At 66.5% G+C, this 20,030-nt stretch carries 18 protein-coding genes; 15 read left to right on the top strand and 3 right to left on the bottom strand.

The window, feature by feature from the left end; all coding sequences use genetic code 11:
* Positions 1-10: 10 nt before the first annotated feature.
* Both KI242_RS29525 and KI242_RS29520 read left to right on the top strand, forming a co-directional pair.
* The gene (locus KI242_RS29525; protein WP_212805767.1) at positions 11-5,920 is read left to right on the top strand and encodes an Hpt domain-containing protein; all 5,910 of its coding nucleotides are present in this window, start codon (positions 11-13) and stop codon (positions 5,918-5,920) included.
* Entirely contained in the window at positions 5,913-6,362 is a 450-nt protein-coding gene (locus tag KI242_RS29520; protein ID WP_212805766.1) for a chemotaxis protein CheW, read from the top strand. Before KI242_RS29525 ends, KI242_RS29520 begins: the two co-directional genes overlap by 8 nt.
* 72 nt (positions 6,363-6,434) lie before the next feature.
* On the opposite strand, the gene KI242_RS29515 is transcribed toward KI242_RS29520, so the two are convergent.
* Positions 6,435-6,995, bottom strand: coding sequence for an NADAR family protein (locus KI242_RS29515; RefSeq protein ID WP_041120239.1), 561 nt, complete (start codon positions 6,993-6,995; stop codon positions 6,435-6,437).
* Positions 6,996-7,188: 193 nt separating this feature from the next.
* Between KI242_RS29515 and mdcA the strand changes: the two genes are divergently transcribed.
* The 9 genes from mdcA to madM all read left to right on the top strand — a co-directional run bounded on the left by mdcA (position 7,189) and on the right by madM (position 14,471).
* The gene (mdcA, locus tag KI242_RS29510) at positions 7,189-8,865 is read left to right on the top strand and encodes a malonate decarboxylase subunit alpha (protein WP_041120237.1); all 1,677 of its coding nucleotides are present in this window, start codon (positions 7,189-7,191) and stop codon (positions 8,863-8,865) included.
* Positions 8,865-9,740: a triphosphoribosyl-dephospho-CoA synthase gene (locus KI242_RS29505; RefSeq protein ID WP_015637357.1), complete on the top strand. Its 876-nt coding sequence runs from the start codon at positions 8,865-8,867 to the stop codon at positions 9,738-9,740. Before mdcA ends, KI242_RS29505 begins: the two co-directional genes overlap by 1 nt.
* Positions 9,740-10,039 (top strand): malonate decarboxylase subunit delta, encoded by a 300-nt coding sequence (locus KI242_RS29500; protein ID WP_015637356.1) that lies wholly within the window; start codon positions 9,740-9,742, stop codon positions 10,037-10,039. Before KI242_RS29505 ends, KI242_RS29500 begins: the two co-directional genes overlap by 1 nt.
* Positions 10,032-10,883: a biotin-independent malonate decarboxylase subunit beta gene (locus KI242_RS29495; protein WP_011063991.1), complete on the top strand. Its 852-nt coding sequence runs from the start codon at positions 10,032-10,034 to the stop codon at positions 10,881-10,883. Before KI242_RS29500 ends, KI242_RS29495 begins: the two co-directional genes overlap by 8 nt.
* Positions 10,880-11,683, top strand: coding sequence for a biotin-independent malonate decarboxylase subunit gamma (gene mdcE / locus KI242_RS29490; protein WP_212805765.1), 804 nt, complete (start codon positions 10,880-10,882; stop codon positions 11,681-11,683). The genes KI242_RS29495 and mdcE overlap by 4 nt, the downstream gene beginning before the upstream one ends.
* Positions 11,680-12,306, top strand: coding sequence for a malonate decarboxylase holo-ACP synthase (locus KI242_RS29485; RefSeq protein WP_053154330.1), 627 nt, complete (start codon positions 11,680-11,682; stop codon positions 12,304-12,306). The genes mdcE and KI242_RS29485 overlap by 4 nt, the downstream gene beginning before the upstream one ends.
* Complete coding sequence (gene mdcH, locus KI242_RS29480; RefSeq protein ID WP_212805764.1) at positions 12,303-13,238, top strand: malonate decarboxylase subunit epsilon; 936 nt, start codon at positions 12,303-12,305, stop codon at positions 13,236-13,238. Before KI242_RS29485 ends, mdcH begins: the two co-directional genes overlap by 4 nt.
* A gap of 67 nt (positions 13,239-13,305) precedes the next feature.
* Complete coding sequence (gene madL, locus KI242_RS29475) at positions 13,306-13,698, top strand: malonate transporter subunit MadL (protein WP_060841513.1); 393 nt, start codon at positions 13,306-13,308, stop codon at positions 13,696-13,698.
* A 5-nt stretch (positions 13,699-13,703) separates the two neighbouring features.
* Positions 13,704-14,471 (top strand): malonate transporter subunit MadM, encoded by a 768-nt coding sequence (madM, locus tag KI242_RS29470; RefSeq protein WP_016968745.1) that lies wholly within the window; start codon positions 13,704-13,706, stop codon positions 14,469-14,471.
* Between the two features lie 10 nt (positions 14,472-14,481).
* Here madM and KI242_RS29465 read toward each other — a convergent pair whose 3' ends face one another.
* Positions 14,482-15,399 (bottom strand): LysR substrate-binding domain-containing protein, encoded by a 918-nt coding sequence (locus KI242_RS29465; RefSeq protein WP_077934903.1) that lies wholly within the window; start codon positions 15,397-15,399, stop codon positions 14,482-14,484.
* A 155-nt stretch (positions 15,400-15,554) separates the two neighbouring features.
* On the opposite strand from KI242_RS29465, the gene KI242_RS29460 reads away from it, so the two are divergent.
* On the top strand, positions 15,555-16,172 hold the full coding sequence (locus tag KI242_RS29460; protein ID WP_011063984.1) for a hemolysin III family protein: 618 nt from the start codon (positions 15,555-15,557) through the stop codon (positions 16,170-16,172).
* A gap of 285 nt (positions 16,173-16,457) precedes the next feature.
* Here the strand turns inward: KI242_RS29460 and KI242_RS29455 are convergent, their stop codons facing one another.
* Positions 16,458-17,363 carry a LysR family transcriptional regulator gene (locus KI242_RS29455; RefSeq protein ID WP_047338046.1) on the bottom strand — a complete coding sequence of 302 codons (906 nt, stop codon included), beginning with the start codon at positions 17,361-17,363 and terminating at the stop codon, positions 16,458-16,460.
* 107 nt (positions 17,364-17,470) lie between these two features.
* On the opposite strand from KI242_RS29455, the gene KI242_RS29450 reads away from it, so the two are divergent.
* Genes KI242_RS29450 through KI242_RS29440 form a run of 3 tightly spaced genes read left to right on the top strand, consistent with a single transcriptional unit; the run spans position 17,471 to position 20,016 of the window.
* On the top strand, positions 17,471-18,712 hold the full coding sequence (locus tag KI242_RS29450; RefSeq protein ID WP_041120223.1) for a D-amino acid dehydrogenase: 1,242 nt from the start codon (positions 17,471-17,473) through the stop codon (positions 18,710-18,712).
* Between the two features lie 21 nt (positions 18,713-18,733).
* Complete coding sequence (locus KI242_RS29445; protein WP_015637347.1) at positions 18,734-19,084, top strand: RidA family protein; 351 nt, start codon at positions 18,734-18,736, stop codon at positions 19,082-19,084.
* A 29-nt stretch (positions 19,085-19,113) separates the two neighbouring features.
* Positions 19,114-20,016, top strand: a complete 903-nt coding sequence (locus KI242_RS29440) for a transporter substrate-binding domain-containing protein (RefSeq protein ID WP_212805763.1) — start codon at positions 19,114-19,116, stop codon at positions 20,014-20,016.
* Positions 20,017-20,030 lie beyond the last annotated feature (14 nt).

Below are 20,030 nucleotides of genomic sequence, written 5' to 3'. Positions count from 1 at the left end.
TGGAGTGGTTATGGTTGATCGGCACGACTATGTAGCCCTGGAGTGGGTCAAGGGCGAAATTGCCGAGACCCTGAAGCAGGCGCATCAGGCGCTGGAGCATCTGGCGGACGATCCCCAGGCCCTGGAGGCCATCGACCAGTGCCTGGAAGGCATTCACCTGGTCCATGGCAGCCTGCAGATGGTGGAGTTCTACGGCGCCGCGCTGCTGGCTGAAGAAATGGAAAAGCTCGCCCTGGCCCTGCAGCAGGGGCGCGTGGCCCAGCGCGACGAAGCCCTGCGCCTGCTGCGCCAGGCCATCGGTCAGTTGCCCCAGTACCTGGACCGGGTGCAGAGCGCGCGGCGCGACCTGCCGCTGGTGGTGCTGCCGCTGCTCAACGACCTGCGCAGTGCCCGGGGCGAGAGCCTGCTCTCGGAAACCAGCCTGTTCAGCCCGCAACTGCCCAGCCTGCCGCCCCTGAGCGACAAGGCCCTGGCGGCTTTGGAACCCCTGGAATTGCCCAACCAGTTGCGCAAGCTGCGACACATGTTGCAGACCGCCCTGGTGGACCTGCTGCGCGAGCAGGATGACGAGCAGAGCCTGGGCTACATGGCCAAGGTCTTCGAACGCCTGGAAGCCTTGTGCCAGGACGCTCCGCTGGCGCCCTTGTGGCATATCGCCTCGGCCCTGGTGGAGGGCATGCGCCACGACGAGATCGCCAACAGCCCGGCGGTGCGCAGCCTGCTCAAGGATGCCGACAAGGAGCTCAAGCGTCTGCTGGAACAGGGCATGGCCGGGATCAACCGGCCGGCCCCCGATGAATTGCTCAAGAGCCTGCTGTTCTATATTGCCAAGGCGCGCCATCCCACCCCATTGATGCTGACCATGAAAGAACGTTACGGACTGGATGACGCCTTGCCCGACAGCGCGGTGGTGGACGAGGAGCGCGCCCGCCTGGCCGGCCCCGACCGGGATGCCATGCGTTCGGTGCTGACTGCGGTGTGCGATGGCTTGGTGCGGGTCAAGGAACGCCTCGACCTGTTCGTGCGCAGCGACCGCCAGCACACCGACGACCTCGAAGGGCTGCTGTCGCCCCTGCGGCAGATCGCCGACACCCTGGCGGTGCTGGGTTTCGGCCAGCCGCGCAAGGTCATCATCGATCAGTTGGCGGTGGTCCAGAGCCTGGCCCAGGGCCAGCGCGCGCCGGACGACGCGGTGCTGATGGATGTGGCGGGAGCCCTGCTGTACGTGGAAGCGACCCTGGCCGGCATGGCCGGCACCGTGGAGCCCGAAAGCCGTGAGGAAAGCCGCCTGCCCACCACCGACCTGACCCAGATCCACCAGTTGGTGATCCAGGAGGCGCGGGTTTGCCTGCACCAGGCCAAGGACCTGATCGCCGAGTGCATCGAGGCCGACTGGGACGCCGAACACCTGCAGGCGCTGCCCGAGCTGCTGACCCAGGTGCGCGGCGCCCTGGCGATGATCCCGCTGCCCCGCGCGGCGGGGCTGATGCAGGCTTGCCAGCAGTTTGTCGTCGAACACCTGCTGGCGGCCCGTTCCCGGCCCGACTGGCAGCAACTGGACCACCTGGCGGATGTGCTCACCAGCCTGGAGTACTACCTGGAACGCCTGAGCGAGGACCACGAGGCGCCGGGGGAGAAGATCCTCGATGTGGCCCAGCAGGGCCTGCTCGCCCTGGGCTATGTGCCGGTGGAGCAGGTGCCGTTGCTCGATCAGCCCCTGAGCCCCAGCGAAGCCCTGGTGATGCAGGACCTGCAAGAGCTGGACGATCCCCGGGTGGCGCAGTCCCTGGCGGATGTCCTGGCGGTGCCGGTCTCGGCCCTCAACCCGCCGGCCCTGATCACCCCGGGCAGCCTGTTGCCGCCGCCAGGGGACGAGGAGCCGGTGGACGATGAACTGCGGGAAGTCTTCCTCGAAGAAACCGAGGAAGTGCTGGAGATGCTGCGCGAGTACCTGCCGCGCTGGGCCGCGGACCCCCATGGCACATCTGCCCTGAGCGAACTGCGCCGGGCCTTCCACACCCTCAAGGGCAGCGGGCGCATGGTGCGCGCGCTGGTGCTGGGGGAGCTGGCCTGGGCGGTGGAAAACCTCCTCAACCGGGTGCTGGAGCACAGCGTGGAGCCCGGTGTCGAAGCCCGGCAACTGGTGGCCGACACCCTGCAACTGTTGCCGGAACTGATCGCCGAGTTCGCCCAGCAGGCCCAGCGCCAGCGCGACGATGTCGACCGCCTGGCCGCCCGGGCCCATGCCCTGGCCAATGGCGCGCAAGGCTCGGCGCCAGTGCCGGCCGAGGCCTTGGACCCGCAGTTGCTCGAGATCTTCCGCACCGAGGCCCAGACCCACCTGGACAGCATCAACCGCTTTCTCGAGCAGGCCGCCGAACACGTACCGCTGCAGGCCAGCGACGAACTGCAACGGGCCCTGCACACCCTCAAGGGCAGCGCCTCCATGGCCGGAGTGCTGCCGATTGCCGAGCTGGCCGGCCCTCTGGACCAATTGGCCCGGGAATACCGGGCGCACTTGATCCCCCTGGACCTGGACGAGGTGGAGCTGCTGCTGGAAGCCGAAGGCCTGCTGCGCCGGGGCTTGCGGCAGCTGGACAGCGACCCGCTGGCGACCATCGATGGCGCCCGCTCCCTGGTGGGCCGCGCCCTGGCCCTGCTGGGGGAGCGCCTGGAAACCCTGCTCAGCGCCCCGGACAGCGCGCCCCGGGCCAAGCGCGACCCGCAGTTGATCAACAACTTCCTGGCCCAGGGCATGGACATCCTGTTGGATGCCGAAAGCCTGCTGCGCCGTTGGCAGCAGCACCCTGGCGAGCGTCAGGAACTCAGCGCCCTGCTGGATGAGTTGACCACCCTGGGCGAGGGCGCGCACCTGGCCGACCTGCACCCGGTGGACGAGCTGTGCGAAGCCTTGCTCGATCTCTATGGCGCGGTGGAAGAGAGCAGCCTGGCCGTCAGCGAGCGTTTCTTCCACGAAGCCGAAAGCGCCCATGATGCCTTGATCAACATGCTCGACGAGCTGGCCGCAGGCCAGGAAGTCAGCCCGCGCCCGGAACGGGTGCAGGCCTTGCGCGAGCTGCTGGATGAAGGTCTGGACCCTTCTGCCACGGGCCTGATCAAGAGCGATGGCAGCCGCGCCCTGAGCATCAGCGAACTGGGCGCGGCCACGGCTCGCCTGGAGCAGGCCGAGGCCCCGTTGCAGGCGGACGACGAAATTGTCGAGATCTTCCTCGAAGAAGCGGTGGATATCCTCGAAAGCGCCGACCAGGCCCTGCAGCGCTGGCTGGCCGACCCGGACAATGGCGCGCCACTGTCTTCCCTCCAGCGAGACCTGCACACCCTCAAGGGCGGCGCACGGATGGCCGAAGTGGCACCGGTGGCGGAACTGGCCCAGGAGCTGGAGTCGCTGTACGAGGGGCTGGTGGACCGGCGCTACAGCCACAGCCAGCACCTGGGCCTGCTGTTGCGCAGCAGCCACGAGCAACTGGCACTGCTGCTGGAACAGTTGCAGGGGCAGCATCCCCTGGACGAATCCCGGGCGCAGATCGAGGCCGTGCGGTCGTACCGGCAGCAGGCCGCCAGCACCGGCGAAGTGGCCCAGGGCACGGTCGAGGCAGACCGCGCGGCCCAGGACCCGGAGCTGCTGGAAATCTTCCTCGAAGAAGGTTTCGACATCATCGACAGCTCTGCCGCGGCCCTGGCCCGCTGGCAGGCCGAGCCCCAGGGTCGCCAGGAAGTGGAAACCCTGCTGCGCGACCTGCACACCCTCAAGGGCGGTGCGCGCATGGTGGAAATCGCCCCCATCGGCGATCTGGCCCATGAACTGGAATTTCTCTTCGAAGGCCTGTCCGCCGGCCTGCTGCAACCCAGCCCGGTGCTGTTCACCCTGTTGCAGAAGAGCCACGACCGCCTGGCCCAGATGCTCGATGCGGCCCGTGCCGGCCAGCCCATCGAGCCGGCCCAGAAGCTCATCGATGCGATCCACGACCTGAGCCATCCGCGGGTAGCGACCGGCGTTGCCGCGCAAGCTGCACTGCCCAGCACCAAGCCCGAGCCCGCTGCGCCCGCGGCGGAAGTGGCAGTGGTGGGGGACATGGTCAAGGTCTCGGCAGAGCTGCTGGACGACCTGGTGAACCTGGCCGGGGAAACCTCGATCTTCCGTGGCCGTATCGAACAGCAGGTCAACGATGCGCGCACGGCATTGGGCGAGATGGAAACCACCATCGAGCGCATGCGCGACCAGTTGCGCCGCCTGGACACCGAAACCCAGGGGCGGATTCTCAGCCGCCAGCAGGTGGAGGCCGAGCGCCTGGGCTACGAAGAGTTCGACCCCCTGGAAATGGACCGCCACTCGCAGTTGCAGCAGCTGTCCCGGGCCCTGTTCGAATCGGCTTCGGACCTGCTGGAGCTCAAGGAAACCCTGGACCGGCGCAACCACGACGCCGAGAACCTGTTGCAGCAGCAGGGCCGGATCAACACCGAATTGCAGGAAGGCCTGATGCGCACGCGCATGGTGCCGTTCGAGCGCATGGTGCCCAGGCTCAAGCGTATCGTCCGCCAGGTGGCCGAAGAGCTGGGCAAGGACGTGGAGTTCGTGGTCGGCAACGCCGAAGGGGAAATGGACCGCAACGTCCTCGAACGCATGGTCGCGCCCCTGGAACACATGCTGCGCAACGCCGTGGACCACGGCCTGGAATCGGCCGAGGCGCGCCTTGCGGCGGGCAAGCCGGCACAGGGGCGGATCAGCCTGGACCTGTCCCGCGAGGGCGGCGACATGATTTTCGACATGCGCGACGACGGCGCCGGGGTGCCCCTGGAAGCCGTGCGCAAAAAAGCCATCAAGCGCGGCCTGCTGGACCCCGAGGCGCAGCTCAGCGACCGCGAAGTGCTGCAATTCATCATGCAGCCGGGGTTTTCCACTGCCGAGAAGATCACTCAGATTTCCGGGCGCGGGGTGGGCATGGACGTGGTCCATGAAGAGGTGCGCCAGTTGGGCGGCAGCATGAGCATCGACTCGGTTGCCGGCCAGGGCGTGCATTTTCGCATTCGCCTGCCGTTCACCGTGTCGGTCAACCGCGCGCTGATGGTGCAGTGCGCCGACGAGCAGTACGCGATTCCGCTGAATACCGTGGAGGGCATTGTCCGGGTGCTGCCCGCAGAGCTGGACGGCTACTACCAGCTCGACCCACCGCGCTATGAGTACGCCGGCCAGTCTTATCAGCTGTGCTACCTGGGGGAGCTGCTGCACACCGTGCCCCGGCCGAAGCTGCTGGGCCAGGTGCAGCCGCTGCCGGTGCTGCTGGTGCACTGCAACGAGCAGCGCATCGCGGTGCAGGTGGATGCCACCGCCGGCACCCGGGAAATCGTGGTCAAGAGCCTGGGGCCGCAGTTCGCCGCGGTCCAGGGGCTGTCCGGGGCGACGATTCTGGGCGATGGTCGGGTGGTGCTGATTCTCGATTTGCTGGCGCATATCCGCGCCTTGCAGGCCCAGGCACCGCTGCCGCGCCTGGCGGGCGACGAGCCGGCCAGCGAGGTGCAACCGCCGCGGCCGATGCTGGTGCTGGTGGTGGACGACTCGGTCACGGTGCGCAAGGTCACCAGCCGCCTGCTGGAGCGCCACGGCATGAATGTGCTCACCGCCAAGGATGGGGTCGACGCCATGGCGCTGCTGGCCGAGCACACCCCGGACCTGATGCTGCTGGACATCGAAATGCCGCGCATGGATGGCTTCGAAGTAGCGATCCAGGTACGCAACGACCCGCGCCTGCAACACCTGCCGATCATCATGATCACCTCCCGCACCGGCCAGAAACACCGCGACCGGGCCATGGCCATCGGCGTCAACGACTACCTCGGCAAGCCCTATCAAGAGTCGGTGCTGCTGGAAAGCATCGCCCTGTGGAGCAAGACCCATGCTTGATCACCGCGCCAGCACTCTCACCGGGCTGCTGCTGCCCCTGGCCGACCGTACCCTGATCCTGCCCAACGTGGCCGTGGCCGAGCTGATCGACTATCAGCAGGGCACCTTCGACCTGGATTCACCGCCCTGGTACCTGGGCCGGGTGCTGTGGCGCGAGCGGCGGATTCCGCTGATCAGCTTCGAGTCGGCCTGCGGTGGCAGGACCGTGATTGGCGAGCGGGCGCGGATCGTCGTGCTCAATGCCCTGGGCGGGCGCCCGGAGCTGAAGTTCATGGCCCTGCTGGTGCAGGGCATTCCCCGCTCCTGCAAGCTCGACAGCCAGTTGAGCTATGTCGACGTGCCCCTGGCTGCGCTGGAAAAGGCCGCGGTGCAGGTGGCCGAGCAGGTGGCCAAGGTGCCGGGCCTGCTGGCCCTGGAAGAGCTGCTGGTGACGGGGCTCTAGGCCTCTTGGCCGGCAAGCCGGCCGCTACACAACACCGCCGGTAGGAGCTGGCTTGCCAGCGAAGGCAACCCCTCAGCCAATGCGCAACCTGTCCCGCACCTCCATCAGCGCATAGCCCAGCAGATTCAGGCCGCGCCACTGTTCCGGCCGGCTGGCCCTGGCGTCCTCTGCCGCCAGGCCGATGCCCCAGATCCGGTCCACCGGGCTGGCTTCCACCAGTACCTGGTCGCCTGTGGACAGCAGGTATTCACCCAGCGCCTGATGTTGGCTGAACTTGGCCAGGTTGCCCTGCACCACGATATCCAGGCGTGCTTCGGTCCAGCGGGCGTCATCGAAGCCGCGCACCTCGCGACCCAGTTGCTTCACGTCGGCGGGCGTCACGGCCTTGAGGATCCGCCCGTGGGTTTCCTGGTCGCCGAACAGCAGGGCCTTGCCGGCCATCATGAAATGCTCGGCGCTGGGGTATTGAATGCCATCGAGTTCCAGACCTGCGTCGAACCACTGGCTGAAACAGCTCTGGGAGATGCGTCCGTCCCGGGTGGGCTGGTGCCCCCAGAACATCAGGTAGTCGGGCTTCAGGCCATGCTTGAGCTGCTCCAGCAGCGCCTGGTTCGAGCGAATCGGTGTGTCCATGCTGACTCTCATCTTGGTCTGCCCAGGCCGCTCATGGGCCGGTACGGCGGGCATTGTGTACCGAGAGAGCATGAGAGTGCCATTTCTCCGCAAATCATTACGCTGAGCGTAACGATCCAACGCCGTGCTTGATTGATGCTCCTTGTTTTCACTCCTAAGGTGACTGCCACGACAGCGAACCCGTGGAGTGAGCATGACAACAATAATTTCCCCCGACGCGCGCTGGTCGCGGCGGCGCAGCGAAAAGCAGCGGCGCCTCGAGCAGGTGCGGGCCATCGCCGATGGCGTGGTGTTGCCGACCGACAAGATCGTCGCGGCCCTGGAAGCGCTGATCCTGCCCGGCGACCGGGTGGTGCTGGAAGGCAACAACCAGAAACAGGCGGACTTTCTCTCCCGCTCCCTGGCCAAGGCCGACCCGGCCAGGCTGCATGACCTGCACATGATCATGCCCAGCGTCGGCCGTTCCGAGCACCTGGACCTGTTCGAGCGCGGCATCGCCCGCAAGCTGGACTTTTCCTTTGCCGGCACCCAGAGCCTGCGCATCAGCCAGTTGCTGGAAGACGGGCTGCTGGAAATCGGCGCCATCCATACCTACATCGAACTCTATGCGCGGCTGGTGGTGGACCTGATCCCCAATGTGGTGCTCTCTGCCGGGTTCATGGCCGACCGCGCCGGCAACATCTACACCGGCCCCAGTACCGAGGACACGCCCGCGCTGATCGAGCCGGCGGCCTTCAGCGACGGCATTGTCATCGTCCAGGTCAACCAGCTGGTGGACGATGTCAGCGAGCTGCCCCGGGTCGACATTCCCGCGTCCTGGGTGGATTTCGTGGTGGTGGCCGACAAGCCGTTCTATATCGAGCCGCTGTTCACCCGCGACCCGCGCCATATCAAGCCGGTGCACGTGCTGATGGCGATGATGGCGATTCGCGGCATCTACGAAAAACACAACGTGCAGTCGCTGAACCATGGCATCGGTTTCAACACCGCGGCCATCGAGCTGATCCTGCCCACCTACGGCCAATCCCTGGGGCTCAAGGGCAAGATCTGCCGCAACTGGACCCTCAATCCTCACCCAACCCTGATTCCGGCCATTGAAAGTGGCTGGGTGGACAGCGTGCATTGCTTCGGCACCGAACTGGGCATGGAAAACTACATCGCCGCGCGTCCGGACGTGTTCTTCACCGGTCGCGACGGTTCCCTGCGTTCCAACCGGATGTTCTGCCAGCTGGCCGGGCAGTACGCGGTGGACCTGTTTATCGGCGCCACCTTGCAGGTGGATGGCGACGGCCATTCCTCCACCGTGACCCGTGGCCGCCTGGCCGGTTTCGGCGGGGCGCCGAACATGGGTCACGACCCCCGCGGGCGCCGCCACGGCACCCCGGCCTGGCTCGATATGCGCCAGGATCAGAGCGATGCACCCCAGGCCATGCTCGAACGCGGCAAGAAGCTGGTGGTGCAGATGGTGGAAACCTTCCAGGAAGGCGGCAAACCGACCTTCGTCGAAACCCTCGACGCGGTGGACGTGGCGCGCAAGAGCGGCATGCCCCTGGCGCCGATCATGATCTACGGCGATGACGTCACCCACCTGCTGACCGAGGAAGGCATCGCCTACCTGTACAAGGCCCGTTCCCTGGAAGAGCGCCAGGCGATGATCGCCGCCGTGGCCGGGGTTACCGCCATCGGCTTGCGCCACAACCCCAAGGACACCGCGCGCATGCGCCGTGAAGGCCTGATTGCCCTGCCGGAAGACCTGGGCATCCGCCGCACCGACGCCAGCCGCGAGCTGCTGGCGGCGAAAAGCGTGGCCGACCTGGTGGAGTGGTCCGGTGGCCTGTACAACCCGCCCGCCAAGTTCAGGAGCTGGTAATGCACGCATTCAACCTGCAATCACCCACCCCGAGCCTGGCCGAGCGCCTGGCGGACCTGGCGGTGGACGCGCTGATCGACGAGGCCGACCTGTCGCCCAAGCCGGCCCTGGTGGACCGCCGTGGCAATGGCGCCCACACCGACCTGCACCTGGGCCTGATGCATGCCTCGGCGCTGTCGCTGTGGCCGGCCTTCAAGGAAATGGCCGACGCTGCCCTGCTGCTCGGGGAAGTGGGCCTGCCCCTGCGTGAAGCCCTGGGGCGCATTGGCCGAGAAGGCGAGCAGGCCATGCTCGCCACCACTGGTGGGGTGAATACCCATCGCGGGGCGATCTGGGCCCTGGGGCTGCTGGTGGCCGCCGCCGCGCTGGAACCTCAAGCCACGAGTGCCGGCAGTGTCGCGCTGCGGGCCGCGCGCCTGGCCTTGCTCGAAGACCGTTATGCACCACGCCCCTTGAGCCATGGCGCCCAGGTGGCGCTGCGCTACGGCGTGCGCGGTGCCCGCGAAGAAGCCCAGCAAGGCTTTCCCGCCGTGCTGCAACTGGGGCTGCCGCAGCTCAAGCGCAGCCGCGCCCAGGGCCATGGCGAACAGAATGCCCGGCTCGATGCCTTGCTGGCGATCATGAGCCGGCTGGCGGACACCTGCGTGCTCTATCGCGCCGGTGAGCTGGGCCTGCAGGCCATGCAGCAGGGGGCCCGGGCGGTGCTCGATGCTGGTGGCAGCGCCACCCTGGCCGGGCGTCGTCGCCTGCATGAACTGGATCTGCAACTACTGACCTTGAATGCCTCGCCCGGCGGCGCTGCCGACTTGCTGGCGGCCAGCCTGCTGCTGGACCGGATCGAATCCGGCGATGCTGTTAACCAGGGAGCGAACTGATGGAAACCTTGTCCTTTGAATTCCCCGCCGGCCAGCCCGGCCGTGGCCGCGCCCTGGTGGGCTGTGTCGGCTCCGGCGACCTGGAAGTGCTGCTGGAGCCGGGGCAGCCCGGCAAATTGAGCATCCAGGTACAGACCTCGGTAAACGGCAGCGCATCGCGCTGGCAGCACCTGTTCGAGCGCATGTTCGACGGCCAGACGCCGCCGGCGCTGTTGATCGACATCCATGATTTCGGCGCCACCCCCGGGGTGGTGCGCCTGCGCCTGGAACAGGGCTTCGAGGAGATCGGCCATGACTGACAGCGCACGCTTGTTGAACAAGCACAGCTTCGTCGAGCTGGGTGCTCGGCAGCGGGCCCGGGCACTCCTGGATGCCGGCAGCTTTCGTGAGTTGCTGGACCCGTTCCAGCGGGTCATGTCGCCCTGGCTGGAGCGCCAGGGCGTAGTGCCCCAGGCTGATGACGGGGTGGTGATCGCCAAGGGCAGCATCGCGGGTTCGCCGGTGGTGATTGCTGCCATCGAAGGCGCTTTCCAGGGCGGCAGCCTCGGTGAAGTGGGCGGGGCGAAGATTGCCGGCGCCCTGGAGCTGGCCGCCGAGGACAACCGCAACGGCATCCCGACCCGCGCCGTGTTGCTGCTGGAAACCGGCGGCGTGCGCCTGCAGGAAGCCAACCTCGGGCTGGCGGCGATTGCCGACATTCATGCGGCGATTGTCGACCTGCGCCAGTACCAGCCGGTGGTCGGCGTGGTGGCCGGCAGCGTCGGCTGCTTTGGCGGCATGTCGATTGCCGCCGGTTTGTGCAGTTATCTGCTGGTCACCCAGGAAGCGCGCCTGGGGCTCAACGGCCCGCAGGTGATCGAGCAGGAAGCGGGCCTTGAGGAATACGACTCCCGGGACCGGCCTTTCATCTGGAGCCTGACCGGCGGCGAGCAGCGTTTCGCCAGTGGCCTGGTGGACCGCTACGTGGCTGACGACGTGGCACTGATCCAGGCCCAGGTCCGTGAGCTGCTGGCCCTGGGCTTGCCGTCGCGGCAACGCAGCCGCGAGGCCGAGCTGTACCTGCAACGTCTGTCCCGCCTGGACACGACGCCGCAAATCGATGCGGCGACGGTTCGCGACCTGTATCAAGGAGACCGCCCATGACTGCTAGTTCCCTGCGGGGCCTGAACTGGTTCGACGCCTTGAGTGGCGATGCGCCCCCCGTGAGCGGCCTGCCACCTTCCTTGAAAGTGGCCGACGGCCAGTTGGACGGGCAGCCGGCGCGCTTCATTGCGGTAGTGCCTGACCCCGACAACCGTTTTCCCCGCGCCCGCCAGGGCGAGGTCGGCCTGCTTGAAGGCTGGGGGCTGGCCAAGGCAGTGGATGAGGTGATCCGCGCCGATCAGGACCAGGAGCGCAAGCGGGCGCTGATCGCCATTGTCGATGTGCCGAGCCAGGCCTATGGCCGGCGCGAAGAGGCGCTGGGCATTCATCAGGCCCTGGCGGGCGCCGCCGACAGCTATGCCCGGGCCCGCCTGGCTGGGCACCCGGTGATTGCCCTGCTGGTGGGCAAGGCCATGTCCGGGGCCTTTCTGGCCCATGGGTATCAGGCCAACCGCTTGATCGCCCTGCGTGACCCGGGGGTGATGGTGCACGCCATGGGCAAGGCCTCGGCGGCGCGGGTGACCCTGCGCAGCGTCGAGGAGCTGGAAGCCCTGGCCGCCAGCGTGCCGCCCATGGCCTATGACATCGACAGCTACGCGGGCCTGGGCCTGCTGTGGGAAACCCTGTCGGTGCGGCAGATTGAGCAGCCGACGGTGGAGGATCTGGCCCGGGTCAATCAATGCCTGTTGGCGGCGATTGCCGATGTGCGGGCCAAGGGCGTCGACCTCGGCAGCCGTCTGGGCGCGGTGAACCGGGTGGCGTCGAGCCGAGTCCGGCAGTTGCTGCGGGAGCAGTGGTGAGCGGGTGCGGCCCCTGGCTGCCCCACGACCTGCTGTGGGGCATGACCCCGGCGCAGTTGCCGGGCGATGCGCCGGCCTGGGCCCATGCGGTGCTGGAGGCCGGGCAGCCGGTGGTGGTGCGCCGGGCCCTGACTGCACCGGGGCAGGTTGCGGTGGGTTTGCGCGGTGTTTCCCGGGAACAGCGCTATCCGGCGCTGCTGGATCTGCAAGCCGTGCAGCGCGGGGTGCGCCCCGAGCAGCTGTGTCATGTACCGCCCCAGGTCCCATGGCCGGCGTTGCAGGCGTTGCAGCACTTGCGCGATGAACTGGATGCCCAGGAGTGGATCTGGGGCGTGAGTGGCAGTGCCGGTTTCGAGCTGGCGAGCGGCGTGGCGGCCTTGCATCAGCACAGCGACCTGGACCTGATCCTGCGTACGCCGGAGCTTCTGCCACGGGCCCGGGCCCGTGAATTGCTGGCGCTGCTGGACGGCGCCGGTTGCCCGGTGGATATGCAATTGCAGGTGCCCGGCGGCGCCCTGGCCTTGCGCGAATGGGCCGGGCCAGCTGCCCGGGTTCTGCTCAAGAGCGCCAGTGGCGCGCGCCTGGTCAGCGACCCCTGGAACCCTCAGGAGCAGGCGGCATGAGCAGCCTGCTGGTGTTTCCGGGCCAGGGCGCGCAGCAGCCGGGGATGCTCCAGCGTCTGCCGCAAAGCCCGCAAACGCGGGCCTGCCTGCAAGAGGCCAGCGATGTATTGGGGCAGGACGTACTGACGCTGGATTCACCCCAAGCCCTGGCCAGCACCCGGGCGGTGCAGCTGTGCCTGCTGATCGCCGGCGTGGCGGCGGCGCGCACTCTGTTGCAGCCCGATACTCGGGTGAACTACGTGGCGGGCCTGTCCATCGGCGCCTATCCGGCGGCGGTGGTGGCCGGGGCCCTGGAGTTTGCCGACGCCTTGCGCCTGGTGAGCCTGCGGGGTGAGTTGATGCAGCAGGCTTATCCACAGGGCTATGGCATGACCGCATTGATCGGCCTGGAACTGGCGGCGGTGGAAGGGCTGCTGGCCCAGGTCCACAGCCCGCAGAGGCCGGTGTACCTGGCCAATATCAACGCCGACAACCAGGTGGTGATCGCCGGCAGCGATGCCGCGATGCATGCCGTGGCCGAGTTGGCCCGGGGTTGCGGGGTCGGCGTGGCCAAGCGCCTGGCGGTCAGCGTGCCGTCCCATTGCCCACTGCTGGAACAACCGGCCCAGGCTCTGGCTGCCGCCTTTGCCGAGGTACCCCTGCAACTGCCGAAGCTGGGCTACCTCAGTGGCAGCCGAGCGCGGCCCATGCGCTCCGTGGAAGCGTTGCGCGACGACCTGGCCTTCAACATGTGCCGCGTCGTCGACTGGCGCGGCACGGTGCAAAGCGCCTACGAGCGCGGGGTGCGCCTGCAGATCGAATTGCCTCCCGGCGCGGTACTGACCGGGCTGGCCCGCCGGGTGTTTGCCCAAGGGACGGTGATCGCCTTCGACGGCGCGCGCCTGGACACCCTGCAAGCCCTGTTGAGTGAGGAGGGAAGCCGCGACCGATAGAGCACCGACTCAGGCTGACGAAGCACAAGAACAACAACTTCGACGATGCACTTTGAGGACTACGACAATGATTATCTACGGTGTGGCCTTCCTGGCCTTTTGTACCCTGGTGGGTATTTTCATCGGTGAGCTGCTGGGCAAATTGATCGGCGTGCCGGCCAATGTCGGCGGGGTCGGTATCGCCATGCTGCTGTTGATCGGCCTGGGCAGTTACCTGCACAAGCGCGGGCTGTTCGCCGGCAAGTCCGAACAGGGCGTGGAGTTCTGGGGCGCAGTGTACATCCCCATCGTGGTGGCCATGGCCGCCCAGCAGAACGTCTATGGCGCGCTCAAGGGCGGTCCGATGGCGATTCTCGCCGGTACCTTGGCGGTGGTGATCGCCTTCGCCCTGGTACCGGTGCTGGTGCGCATCGGCAACAAGGCGCCTGATGCTGCCGTTGCTCAGAAAACAGTGGGGTAAGGGCCATGTACGAATCGATGATGAAGGTCATTACCGGCTACGGGCTGATCAGCGGCTTTGCGGTGATCGGGATCACCATGTGGGTGTCCTACTGGATCTCCAACACCTTTACCAAGGGCCGCCTGCACGGCTCGGCCATCGCCATTCTGCTGGGGCTGGTGCTGTCCTATGTGGGCGGTGCTTTCACCGGTGGGCAGAAGGGCGTGGTGGACATTCCGCTGCTCTCGGGCATCGGCCTGCTGGGCGGGGCAATGCTGCGGGACTTCGCGATTGTCGCCACGGCCTTCGGGGTCAGTGTCGAGGAGCTCAAGCGCGCCGGATTCGTCGGCGTACTGGCGCTGTTCGTCGGGGTCGGCTCGTCCTTTGTGGCTGGAGTCGGCGTGGCCATGGCCTTTGGGTATACCGATGCGGTGAGCCTGACCACCATTGGCGCCGGGGCGGTGACCTACATCGTCGGTCCGGTGACCGGGGCGGCGATTGGCGCCAGTTCCGAAGTCATGGCGCTGTCGATTGCCGCGGGCTTGATCAAGGCGATCCTGGTGATGGTGATGACGCCGTTCGTGGCGCCGTTGATCGGCCTCAACAACCCGCGCAGCGCGGTGATCTTCGGCGGCCTGATGGGCACCTCCAGCGGTGTTGCCGGGGGGCTGGCGGCCACCGATCCGAAGTTGGTGCCCTACGGTTGCCTGACGGCGGCGTTCTACACCGCCCTGGGTTGCCTGCTGGGGCCGTCGTTGCTGTTCCTGCTGATGCGCGGCCTGCTGGGCGCGTAGGCACCGGCCTCTAGGTACTTTGCCGGTTGGCGTACATCCGGCATTCGGCCAGGAGCGCCAACAGGTTCGGGTCGCGCTCCTTGGCCTTGAGAAACACCACGCCGATATGCTGCTGCAGGCGGTAGCGCGCCTGCAGTGGTATCAGTTTCACGCGGTTCTCATACACCGCCGCGATCCTCCCCGGCAGCAACGCATAACCGACCCCGGAGCTGACCATGCTCAGCAGGGTGAAGATGTCGTTGACCTGCATCGCCACCTTGGGTTCGAACCCCGCCTGCTTGAACACTCGCACCCCGTCCTGATGGGTGGCAAAGCCCTGGGTCAGGGTGATGAAGGTGGCGTCGCGCACGTCGGCCAGGTCCACTTCGCTCTGCTGGGCAAAGGGCGAATCGGCGGGGGTGGCGAGAAAAATGTCATCGGAAAACAACGGCAGTTGCTCGCAGTCCGGGTCATGGGCGCTGTCGTCCAGGGAAATCAGGATGGCGTCCACTTCCATGTTCTTGAGCTTGTACAACAGGTCGATGTTGGAGCCCAGGATCAGGTCGATGTTCAGCTCGCTGCGGCGCAGCTTGAGGCCCATGATCAGCTGCGGCACGGTTTTCACCGTCAGCGAGTAAAGTGCGCCGAGCTTGAAGCGTTCTGCTGAAAAGCCCGCCGCTTCGCGGGTCAGGCGCACGCTCTCGACCACGTCCTGCACCAGCTTCTGTGCCCGTTCCTCCAGGACGAAGGCGCTTTCCAGGGGCGTCAGGTTGCGCCCTTCATGCTTGAACAGCGGGCAGCGCAGGGCATTTTCCAGGGAGTGAATGGCCCGGTGCACGCTGACATTGCTGGTCTGCAACTCGGCGGCGGCGCGGGCCAGGTTGCCGGTGCGCATGAAGGCCAGAAACACTTCGAGCTTTTTCAGGGTCAACTCTTCGTCGATGAGCATGGTCCGGACTCTGCTGAGGAGGGGCTGATGATGCCCGATCGGTCAGGACGTGGCCGCTGGTTTTTTCTCGGCCGCGCCCCAATAGACATATTGCGCTTTCAAGCTGCAGGCCTGAGCCTTGCGTGTTTTTTCAATGTTTCAAGGGTGAGCGACTGATGTATCACGGAGAAAGATTCAACGCCTGGACCCACCTGCTGGGGGCAATCGCGGCGTTTATCGGCGGCATCTGGCTGGTGGTGTTGGCCAGCCTGGATGGCAGCCCGTGGAAGATCGTCAGCGTGGCGATCTATTCCTTCACCTTGCTGGTGCTCTACAGCGTGTCCACGGTCTACCACAGCGTGCGCGGACGGGCGAAGAACATCATGCAGAAGGTTGATCATTTTTCGATCTACCTGCTGATTGCCGGCAGTTACACGCCGTTCTGCCTGGTGACCCTGCGCGGGCCCTGGGGCTGGACCCTGTTCGGCATCGTCTGGGGGCTGGCGCTGATCGGCATCCTCCAGGAGATCAAGCCGCGCTCCGAGGCGCGGATTCTCTCCATCGTGATCTACGCGGTGATGGGTTGGATCGTCCTGGTGGCGGTCAAGCCGCTGCTGGCGGCCCTGGGGCCAGCCGGCTTCGCCTGGCTGGCCACGGGCGGGGTGCTGTACACCGTGGGCATCATCTTCTTTGCCCTCGACAGCCGCCTGCGTCATGCCCACGGCATCTGGCACCTGTTCGTGATCGCCGGCAGCCTGCTGCATTTCGTCGCGATCCTGTTCTACGTCCTGTAGGGGCCGGCTGGCCGGCGCAGCGGGTCCTCTGGATTAGCACCGGGCTGGCGGACGCTTTCGCTGGCAAGCCAGCTCCTACGGGGCGGGGTGTTGTGGATTGGTGTAGGAGCCGGCTTGCCGGCGAAGAGGCCCTCTGGATTAGCACCGGGCTGGCGGACGCTTTCGCTGGCAAGCCAGCTCCTGCGGGGCGGGGTGTTGTGGATTGGTGTAGGAGCCGGCTTGCCGGCGAAGAGGCCCTCTGGATTAGCACCGGGCTGGCGGACGCTTTCGCTGGCAAGCCAGCTCCTACAAGGGGCGGTCGAGCTGGGCCTGGGCCTGGCGGGCGAAGATTTCCAGCAGGCTGGCCAGGGTGTGGGGCGGCGGTTCTGCGGCGCGGGTCACGGCGTACAGGGTGATTGGCAGCGGCGGGCTCAAGGGGCGGATAGCGGTGTTGGCCGTTGAGGCGCCCAGGGCGGTGAAGGGGTCGATCAGAGCCAGCCCGGCGCCGGACTCGACCATGGCCCGGGCCAGGGAATAGGTCTGCACGGCAATGCTCACCCGCGGCGGCGGCTCCACCGACTTGAGGTAGCTGTCGAGCCGGGCCGACAACGGGTCGGCGCTGCTCAGGCCAATCAGTGGCGCGTCCGCCAGCTCCTGCAGCGCCAGGGGCTGGCCGCGGCTGTGTTCGGGCCAGAAGCCCAGCGGCGCCAGGGCCACCAGCACGCCCTGAGCCAGGGGTTGGGCGCTCAGGCCCGGGTGATCCGGGGGTTGCAGGGTCAGCGCCAGGTCGATTTCGCGCATCAGCAGGTTCTGTACCAGCTCGCGGCTATGGGCGCTGGACAGTTCGCACAGGCTGTCCGGGTAAAGGCGGGTCCATTCACTGATGGCGGGCGGCAGCAAGGCCAGGGCCAGGGCCGGTGTGGCGCCGATGCGCAGGCTGTGGCCCGGAGCCCGGCGCAGGTTCTGGGCCAGGCGCCTTACCCCTTGCAGGCTCTCGCTGACCTTGTCCACTTCCCGCTCCAGCTCCAGGGCTTCCGGGGTTGGCTGCAACTTGCCCCGCACCCGCAGGAACAACGGGAAACCCAACTGCAGTTCGGCGTGCTGCAAAACCTTGGTCACCGCCGGCTGGGAGACATGCAGCAACTGCGCCGCGCCGCTGATGGAGCCGGTCTGGCGGATGGCCTGGAAAATCTCGATATGACGAAGGCGCATGGGGCAGTCCATAACCTTTGTTTCTGGGAGGTCCATCTTTATTCATTGTCCGGCGCCTGTCACCTGCCCCTAACCTTGGGCCATCGACCAACAGGCCAGGGGCAGTCATGAGTCAGCGGGTTTGCATCATTGGAGGGGGCGTCATCGGTTTGGCCAGTGCCTACGCCCTGGTCCGCCAGGGCTTCGAGGTGACGCTGGTGGAGGCGCAGGAGTCCCTGGGCAGCCAGACCAGTTTCGCCAACGGCGGGCAGCTGTCCTATCGCTATGTGGCGCCTCTGGCTGATGCCGGGGTGCCCTGGCAGGCCCTGGGCTGGATGCTCAAGGGCGACTCTCCGCTCAAGCTGCGGCCACGCCTGGACCCGGCGCAGTGGCGCTGGCTGGCGGGGTTCCTCGGTGCTTGCCGGCACTCGGTGAACCGGCGCAATGGCGCGCACCTGCTGCGCCTGGCGCTGCTCAGCCAGAGCACCCTGCAAAGCTGGCGCGAAGAGGATGGCCTACAGGGCTTCGACTGGCGGCGCAACGGCAAGCTGGTGACTTTCCGCGAGCAAAAAAGCTTCGAGCACGCCCGGCACAACCTGGCGGACAGCGGCCAGCAACAGGTGCTTTGCGCCGCCGAATGCACGGCCCTGGAACCGGCCCTGGGGGATACGCCCTTCGTCGGCGGTATCTATACCCCGGATGAAGAAGTGGCCGACTGCCACGCCTTCTGCCAGCAACTGGCCACGCGGCTGCGCGCTTCCGGGCGCTGCGAAATCCTACTGGGCCAGCGGGTGCGGGGCATTCGCCATGGGGGAGATAAGGTCCAGGCCATCGACCTGGGGGAGCGCGTGTTGCCGGTGGACCAACTGGTGCTGGCTGCCGGGCACCGCAGCGCCGAACTGCGCCTGCCCGGGCTCCAGCTGCCGCTGTATCCGCTCAAGGGCTACAGCCTCAGCGTGCCCATCGGCCCGCAGCACCGGGCGCCGGGCATCAGCATCACCGACTACAACCGCAAGATCGTCTATGCGCGTATCGGCCAGCAACTGCGGGTGGCGGCCATGGTCGACATCGTCGGCTTCGACCCGTCCCCGGACCCGGCTCGGCTGGCCTTGATGCGGCGTCAGGCCGAGCAGACCTTCGCCGCCGCCGGTGATTATGCGGCAGCCATCGAATGGGCCGGTATGCGTCCCGCCACTCCCAGCGGCGTGCCGCTGATCGGAGCCACCGCCTATCGCAATCTGTGGCTCAACCTTGGCCACGGCGCGCTGGGATTTACCCTGGCCTGCGGCAGTGGCCAGTTGCTTGGCGAACTGATCGGCCAGCGTTCCACCAGCATCGACATGCAGGGCCTGGCGCCCCGCGTCGCCTGAATGTTCAACAGGAGTCTTCAGATGAGTATCCAGCGTATCCACAGCAACAATCGCCTCAGCGGCGCCGTCACCTTTGCCGAACTGGTGTTCCTTTCCGGCCAGGTGCCGGGCTCTAGCAGCGACATCGGCGGTCAGACCCGGGAGGTCCTGGAGAAGATCGACGCCTTGCTGGTCGAAGCCGGCAGTGACAAGGATCATCTGCTCAGCGCAACGCTCTACCTCAAGGACATCCAGGCGGACTTCGCGGCCATGAACGTGGTCTGGTCGGCCTGGCTGTCTCCGGGCCAGGCACCGGCTCGCACTACCTTGCAGGCGGCCCTGGCACGTCCGGAGATCCTCATCGAAATCAGCGTCATCGCTGTTCGCCGCTGAATCACTTCTACCCACAACGGAGAATAACAATGCATAAGATCACGTTGCTCGGCTGCACCCTGGGACTGTTGTTCAGCGCCATTTCCCACGCCAGCGAAGTGCCCCTGGACGGCACCCTGGCCAAGATCGCCAATAGCTCCACCATTACCTTGGGTTATCGCGATGCATCGGTGCCGTTCTCCTATGTTGGCGACAACAGTGGCCAGCCCATGGGGTATTCGGTGGAACTGGCGGGCAAGGTGGTGGAGCGCATCCAGCAGCAGTTGCACCTGCCCAACCTGAAGGTGAAATACAACCTGGTGACCTCGCAGACCCGCATTCCCCTGGTGCAGAACGGCACCGTGGACCTGGAGTGCGGTTCCACCGGGGTGACGGCCGAGCGGCAGAAGCAGGTGGCGTTCTCCTACGGTTTCATCTACGTCAAAGGCCAGTTGCTGACCGCCAAGGACAGCGGGATCAAGAGCTTCGCCGACCTGCGGGGCAAGAACGTGGTGACCACGGCGGGGACCACCAACGAGCGTTTTCTCAAGAGCTACAACGTCGAGCACAAGATCGACATGTTCGTGATCAGCGCCAAGGACCACGGCGAGGCCTTCCAGATGCTCCAGTCGGGGCGTGCGGCGGCGTTCTACATGGACGATGCGTTGCTGTACGGCGAGCGGGCCAAGGCCCGGGATCCGCACAACTGGGTGGTGGTGGGGGAAGAACAGTCGCGGGAGATCTACAGCTGCATGGTGCGCAAGGATGACCCGCAGTTCCTGGCCCTGGTCAATGGCGCCCTGGCGGACCTGTACCGCTCCGGGGAAATCAACGGCATTTACCAGCGCTGGTTCCAGCAGCCGATTCCGCCCAAGGGCCTGAACCTGGAATTCCCCATGACCAGTGAACTCAAAGCGATCATCGCCCAGCCCACCAGCGATCCGGTGCAATAGCCACCACCAGGAGG

Origin of the sequence: Pseudomonas sp. Eqa60 (assembly GCF_018326405.1) — a bacterium.
In the GTDB taxonomy this organism is placed as follows: domain Bacteria; phylum Pseudomonadota; class Gammaproteobacteria; order Pseudomonadales; family Pseudomonadaceae; genus Aquipseudomonas; species Aquipseudomonas protegens.
This window is presented reverse-complemented; position numbering and strand designations above follow the sequence as displayed.